The sequence below is a fragment of the Spirosoma jeollabukense genome (assembly GCF_054777855.1).
The window spans coordinates 1-6,794 of the sequence record NZ_BAAHAD010000032.1 but is presented as its reverse complement, the minus strand read 5'-3'; the positions used below and the strand labels follow the sequence as shown (position 1 = coordinate 6,794).

Below are 6,794 nucleotides of genomic sequence, written 5' to 3'. Positions count from 1 at the left end.
TTATTTATTAGGGGGGTGGCACCGGAGCTTTGTGTCAACAAAAAACCGAAAAATACAACGCGTATGCTACAGATAGTTGTTGACAGTTATTAAAAAACGCCCCATTTATCGATACGTAATTCTTACTCGTCTCAGGTTGGAGGGTTTATTTATATAAGCGTGCTTTTGTGCTTTTTTGTTTGGCGTTATAATAAAACGCCCGGCTACTTCATTGTAGCCGGGCGTTTGCTATAGGGACCATGGGCTACCTTAAATCGCTTCCCCTCTCGATTCGAGCTCTTTCTTGATCTGCTTTAGACTATTCACGTTTGTAATCAAAATAGGCAGTAAAGCGAAGGGAATTATAACTAGGGCGCTGAATCCTTTTTTGATAGATAGGAATACGGCCATCACTAGAAGCACCAGGAGCATGCCAGCCAGCGTACCTGTGGCTACCTTGATTGTCTTGGCTTGCTGCTGGAGCTTCTCTATACTCATTTGGGAGAACTGATTCATACTACTAAGAGAAATAGTTGTTGGCTTACAAATAGCGCATTTATTCGCTGAATAGCAACCCACAAATAAGCTAATTTCAACGTGGCAGAAAACGAAGCGCCCGGCCACTAGTGATAAGTGGCCGGGCGCTTAGGCGTTAGCTTGCCGGGATAAGCAGTATATCCTACCCAGGGGTGGGAAGTTAACTGTTTCTGCGGCTTATTTCCGCTTGAACACTTTTCAAGTTTTTTGCGTACACACTACCCGCTAAAAGAGCCCCAAATAGCAAACTAGAGGTCACCATAAAACCGCCTTTATGGGTGGCTGACCAAATGGCAAAGCCAACCAAGAGACCAACAAACAAGGCAAACGGAATTTTCTGGGCGGTCATCTTTTTTTCTTCCGACACGAGTTCATCAAGTGTCATTTCCGAGTAGCTCTTTGGGATAAACATGCCTATGTCTTCTTTATAGATCGATGGGGTGGAAGCCTCAACCGCTTCCCTCAAAAGGAAAGGAAGTGCTACCTTAATTTTACTTCCGCTCCAGTAATTGGGTAAATCTAAGAAACGGACCGCTCCAGCGGCTTGGCACAGCGACGGCCGCCAAATTCACGCAGGGCCGCCTGAGCGGTTGGTTTCGGAGTCGCGCACGACCTGCCGTCACTTGGGTTTATTTTGTCTTTTCGGTAGGTAAAACTTGATCCGCCATTGCATAAGCTGTAACAACAACAGAGCGATTTGTGATACGGCTATCGCCAAAGTTAATCTAAGCTCTTCCTCAATGCTTATACTTATACCCTCTTTAGCCGAACTTCAATGTCGGGATTTCGATGGAGCAGTTCAGCGATGAAGTCCATTTTGTCCTCAGGAGAGAGAAGCACACTATCGAATCGATTATAGACTAATTCAATTCGATCTAGCGAGAGAGCGGGGGAGCTAATTGGGTTTCGGGTTTCGATGATCTTTTTGATGGAAGCAATGGGCATCTCTTTGTGAAAGAAAAAGCCGGATTGAATATTAAGGGTGTTTTTGTCCAGTTTATAGCGTGTTGTCCTAAACAAGTGCAGAATCAGTAGTGAAACCACCAGGATAGTACCGACCCCTGCCCAAAGCCCTTGGTAGGCCATCAAGCTACCCAAACCAACAAATAAGCCAGCTAAGGGAATAGCTAGCTCAAGTCCTACTTTAGATTTATAGGTTTTCATCGATTTCTCCTTTTCATCGCTTTGAATTGCACCACAGGAGTAAGATAGGGAAAAAGGCAACAACAACGCAGCTAGGAATGAAATATGATTAATTATTCGTCTCAATCGGGAGCGTATTTTGAGATTACACTAATAGAACTTATTTTGTATTTTTCATAGTACAGTTGCATATGGATTGTTATGTTAAGGAAATATTCTAAGATAACTCACCGTATACAAGTCCTGAAAAGAGGTTCAATTGTCCTTTTGAAAGGGGCAGGAAAAGGCTAATAGTATATTAATGGAATATCCGTAGATTGACCCTATCAATTGCGAGTAAAGTACTTCTGAAAATAGCTTCTGAGATATCATATATTGGTCGTAATACCCTTCACTGTATGAAAAAACTACTCATTAGTTTAGCACTCGTTGGCTATTTAACCAGTTGCAAACATGTTGAAGTTCCTATCTCCGATGAGACGGCCATCCCGATTCCAGATGCTGCCTTCGAGAAATACCTCATTTATTTAGGCATCGATTCGGATAAAGCCCCGAATGGAACCGTTCGCTACGGGGACATAAAGCTGGTAGACTCTTTACAGCTGATCGTTATGGGCCACTTGCCCATTATTACCAGTCTGAAAGGCATTGAACATTTCACTAATTTGAAGTACTTGAACTGCTCAGGCTTTGCCATTGACCAGTTGGACCTAAGCCACAATGCGCAGCTTGAGTATCTCGACTGTTCAACCAATCCAGCCAATGGGGAGGGCTACTATCCACCCGCTCAGATCAAGCAGTTGGTGTTTGGACCCGCCAACGACAAACTGAAAATACTTCGCTGTATGAAGAATGCGATGGAAAGCCTAAACTTAACAAATCTGCCTGCTTTACGTGAACTGATTTGTTTGGAAAACTCGCTGACCGAGTTGGACCTAAGTCAAAATAAAAAGCTAAGCATTTGTTGGACGTATGCCAGTCGACAGTTAAAGGCGATTTATGTCTCCTCGCTGAATCAAGTTGATTCAAGTCGAGTGACCAGTGGTCCTTATAATGGAAGTATAAAATGGTTTAAAGATCCCTCCGCCACTTACAAAGTACGCTAGAGGCCAGAAAAGTCAATCCGTTACTTTACATAAAGCAAATTAGGCAACAAACTATGAGGTGGTTAATAGCTATTTTGGTCTGCCTGTTGGTAAGTTGTCAAGAACCTGCTATCGACGAAAAACCCCAGATTCTGGGCATGAGCATCGAGGGCATCCCCCAAGAGAATATTTCCATTGACCAGCAGCAAAAGCTTATTACGCTAGTGCTACCCCCCACCTTGCCCTCCCTGGATTTAAAACCTCATTTCACCTTCTCCCCCCAAGCTAAGTTAGCCGACGAATGGGTATTTCATCTCGATATAAATTTCCGTTGTTGGACTAATTCCGATGGCTATATCGGGAACACGGCTACCAATGGGGAACGGGTTCTGGTGAAGCTGGTGAATCGAGTCGATAATAAACGCCAGAGTAGTCATTACACCGTCATGCTAAAGCGGGCAGGGCCCTTGCGAATTAAGACCCTACCAGCACCAACAATCTATGAGTTAAGTGGGATTTCTCAAGTAATCGTACCCGCTGAGAATGTGTTTGGTACACCCCTCATTGAGTTTATTGCAGTTACCCAAACCGGTGCTTTGTCACCCCGATGGATTGGCCCCGGTGGTGGTCCAATGGCGTATCAGCTATTAAACGGCTTAAAAATTCCCTTAGCGGGTTATAGTGGAACGTTTAGCTTAAAACCCGGCCTGCATGATTTAGATTTATGGCTGAATGATGGGACCAAAGTTCATACTACAGGAGCTATATTGGTCAAGTAAACTTACACTAAACATAATGCCACTTATATAACTATGAAGCTACTGAAATAAAGTTGAACAATGTAAGGAATTTAAACCTCTGGAAAAGCATTAATTTATGGCTTCGGCAATATTTTTGCTCAAGGACTAATTAACAATCAAATGAATAAAAGAGAAGTCACTTTTTCTATTTTAGTCAAATTAATAAAAAATAGAAAACCCTATTCAATTCTAGGGATTATATTCGTTTTTTCTTCAATTTTTATTTTACTGCCAAGCGTAATGCTGCTAATAAACTTACAAATAGAGTCGTACGATAAATATAATTTTGATAAGATTGATCAAAATGGCATTGAAAAAAAAGCAAAAATCGTTGACCTGAGACCATATTATAACGTGACCATAAATGGAGAAAATCCGCTACGAATACGTTATGAATACTCAATGGATGGTGTAACTAAATTAGACAGGTTTCAAACATTCGATTTAGACAAGACGAATGATATGAAAATTGGAAGTGAAATACTGATAAAAGTACTTGGAAATGAATCAAAAATCAAAAATTTAGAGCCATACGTTTTTCCATATAATATTTTTTATCTTTTTCCATTATTATTTTTTTTAATTGGCCTTCCGTTTTTTCTTTATGGATTAATTCCTGCTTTGAGAGAGTATGATTTGCATAAAAACGGCAACATTAAAGAAGGAACAATAATCTCTTTAATTGATAATACAAGTTCGCTAAGACCAAATGCCGCATATAGAATCCTTGTAGGCTATTTTTATCTAAACTCTAATGGAGAGAAGTTGTTTGGGGAATCCAAAGTAACTGATTACGTGGTGATGAAAGATATAAAAGTTGATAATAAACTTAAACTTTTTGTTTCAGGAATAGACGAAACCAAATCTTGCATTCTTCCCAACTATGAAGCAAAGAAAAATAATTGGCAAATATAAAATACCTTGAACTAATATTGATTTGTCTTTATATTGAGATTAACACATTTGCACTTATGCAGCAATTTTATGCAGCTATTTTACATTGCATTTTTTGGCCTACTTGATCTTATACTTGTTTGGGCAATTACTCAATCATTCAAGTTGGATAAGTATTTACTGCGTCTTTCTATAATTTTTATTGTTGTATTTTTTATACTTCATCTAAGCTCTTTATTAGATAATTACTTGATGCCTTCTGATAAATTTAATGGTATTTTGTTTTTTAGTTTTGCAATGATTATGCTCTATTATATGACGAGAGTTTTGCTATATTTATTTAATAATATGATGGAGGCTAAAGGACTCAATCAAAACTTTCTGAGTTCATATATGAAATTTGCGAAATTCTTTTTTACAGAATTTATGTTTGGTGCCGTGTTTTATTATCAATTAATAAGCATTATTGTTACTAAATTTTAAAAGTTATAATATAGTAAGATTGCTCAATCCTTATTATAGAACGTTGCTCATTAAATGATCCATTAACATAAAGCAAATTATACAACTGAAAATTCATGACAAAAATGGTATTTGACGGATGGGAAAACAGGTTTCTCAAGGTATCGTCTACCAAGCTGTTTCAAGAACACTTTGGCTTAGGTCTAAAACAGGCTAAGGAGAAAACAGATGACTTATTGAAGGGAAAAGCTTTCGCTTTATCGATAGAGAACCTTGAAGATTCCCAAAGTGCGCTTAGAGCGTTCTTACAAATTGGGGCTCTGTGTCACCTTGAATAACACTAGGCTAACATAATTGCACTTATACAACAAAAAATCAATCGAATTTTAATTGTGTAATCTAGGTGAAATTTCTAATGAGAATACTGCCAGTGTTATGTCTAGCATTAGGTTTAGGGAGCTGTAACAGGCAATATCAAACCCAGATACTTACAGCTTGTACTAAAGAACAAGCTGTAACAGTGGCTAACAATTCAATGAAAAAAGCACATAAAAATTTAGGCGATTTAACGACTACGGTTGAGGAAGATAGTAGCTATATATACATCATATATCGATTAAAAACGAGTATGATAGGTGGTGGTGGAGAAATCAAAGTATCTAAGACAGATTGCCAGATTGTTGATAGGAAGTATTATCAATAGTGTCCAGAAATTTGTAATCTTTCAAGATTAGGAGAATTTACTAGTAAGATGTATATATCTTTAATCTCTTAAAATAACCTCAGTGGCTGTTGCAAAAGTCGGGACAGGCATACTTTCGCGCCTTTTGGCATTGGTTTCCCATCTCAATCGAGTCAGATATTGGTTGATGTTCGGCTTACTATATGATCCGATTACTTTTGCAACAGCCACCTCACTTATACAACAAGTTTCAAATAGACATTTTAGTTAGCCTGACAGCCCTTGAAAGATTCGGATATATGGTCACAAGTGCGATTTGCCTATTCAATCTTCTGATATATAAAAAATATATAAAACTTGATATAAGAAAACCATAACATAGATGAGTTTATCTCTTATAAAGATAAATGAATCAGTAAAGGTTTTTTGAAATTCTGGACTAATGTCTCCCTTTTGAGTACCGTATGATCTAGCTAAATGATCTTGAATTTTTCCCGAAAAGAAAAAGAACACTAATAAGAAACTGAATAGTAACATCATATTAAAAACTTCAGGTCTTAGCATGAAAATATACATAACCTCTTGACCGTGTAAATATGTTAAGAGCAGAGTTAAGATAATAGCAGGTATTGCCCAAAAAGGTTTAACTTTAAAAGACCCTGTCAAGAATGAGTTGATCAGTAAATCTAATAGTCCGAAAAATAGGCAATAAAAAATTTTGACTAAAACTAGCATAATTATCTTCGTTGTCTATTTACGTTCAGTTAAGCTTATTTTAGCGTGCCCTTACTTGTAGATAAATAGGGTAATATCTTAGAATATTCTCTTAACACAAAATTAGTTATAAAACGGGGCTAGAAATAAGTCAATTTTGCCCTTCTAATGTATGATTAGAAAATTGTAATTTTCTAATCATCCTGCCAAACCTTAACTAATTCATAGTTGGTAATTTCAGTTGTAGGATAATCTCCTCCCAGAGCTAAAATTCCTAATGAAGAGATAATGCCGTTGGTTATCCATAAAGTGGCATCAGCTCCATTCTCAAACACAGATGATTTCACTTGTATACCGTTCAAGATCATGTCTTTACTGATACGAAACGGCTCTATTTGCTCATTATAGACGCGTGAGTTAGTCCGTAAAGAATGCTACCTCCTTCTTCCGAAAGAAACAGCTTATGCGCGCTCGATCAGCCTGTAAGTAATTCACTTC

At 38.0% G+C, this 6,794-nt stretch carries 8 protein-coding genes; 4 read left to right on the top strand and 4 right to left on the bottom strand.

Going from position 1 to position 6,794, the window contains the following annotated elements:
- Nucleotides 1-249: 249 nt before the first annotated feature.
- From ACYVEA_RS34050 to ACYVEA_RS34040, 3 genes are all read right to left on the bottom strand, one after another.
- The gene (locus ACYVEA_RS34050; RefSeq protein WP_461117848.1) at nt 250-495 is read right to left on the bottom strand and encodes a redox-active disulfide protein 2; all 246 of its coding nucleotides are present in this window, start codon (nt 493-495) and stop codon (nt 250-252) included.
- 181 nt (nt 496-676) lie between these two features.
- A complete protein-coding gene (locus ACYVEA_RS34045) occupies nt 677-982 on the bottom strand; it encodes a hypothetical protein (protein WP_461117847.1) in 306 nt (101 codons plus the stop codon).
- 284 nt (nt 983-1,266) lie between these two features.
- Nucleotides 1,267-1,680 (bottom strand): PH domain-containing protein, encoded by a 414-nt coding sequence (locus tag ACYVEA_RS34040; protein ID WP_461117846.1) that lies wholly within the window; start codon nt 1,678-1,680, stop codon nt 1,267-1,269.
- Nucleotides 1,681-2,057: 377 nt separating this feature from the next.
- Between ACYVEA_RS34040 and ACYVEA_RS34035 the strand changes: the two genes are divergently transcribed.
- The 4 genes from ACYVEA_RS34035 to ACYVEA_RS34020 all read left to right on the top strand — a co-directional run bounded on the left by ACYVEA_RS34035 (nt 2,058) and on the right by ACYVEA_RS34020 (nt 5,603).
- Nucleotides 2,058-2,765, top strand: coding sequence for a hypothetical protein (locus tag ACYVEA_RS34035; protein WP_461117845.1), 708 nt, complete (start codon nt 2,058-2,060; stop codon nt 2,763-2,765).
- A 53-nt stretch (nt 2,766-2,818) separates the two neighbouring features.
- Complete coding sequence (locus ACYVEA_RS34030; protein ID WP_461117844.1) at nt 2,819-3,523, top strand: hypothetical protein; 705 nt, start codon at nt 2,819-2,821, stop codon at nt 3,521-3,523.
- A 141-nt stretch (nt 3,524-3,664) separates the two neighbouring features.
- Entirely contained in the window at nt 3,665-4,459 is a 795-nt protein-coding gene (locus tag ACYVEA_RS34025; protein ID WP_461117843.1) for a hypothetical protein, read from the top strand.
- A gap of 976 nt (nt 4,460-5,435) precedes the next feature.
- The gene (locus ACYVEA_RS34020; protein ID WP_461117842.1) at nt 5,436-5,603 is read left to right on the top strand and encodes a hypothetical protein; all 168 of its coding nucleotides are present in this window, start codon (nt 5,436-5,438) and stop codon (nt 5,601-5,603) included.
- Between the two features lie 887 nt (nt 5,604-6,490).
- Here the strand turns inward: ACYVEA_RS34020 and ACYVEA_RS34015 are convergent.
- On the bottom strand, nt 6,491-6,658 hold the full coding sequence (locus tag ACYVEA_RS34015; RefSeq protein ID WP_461117841.1) for a hypothetical protein: 168 nt from the start codon (nt 6,656-6,658) through the stop codon (nt 6,491-6,493).
- Nucleotides 6,659-6,794 lie beyond the last annotated feature (136 nt).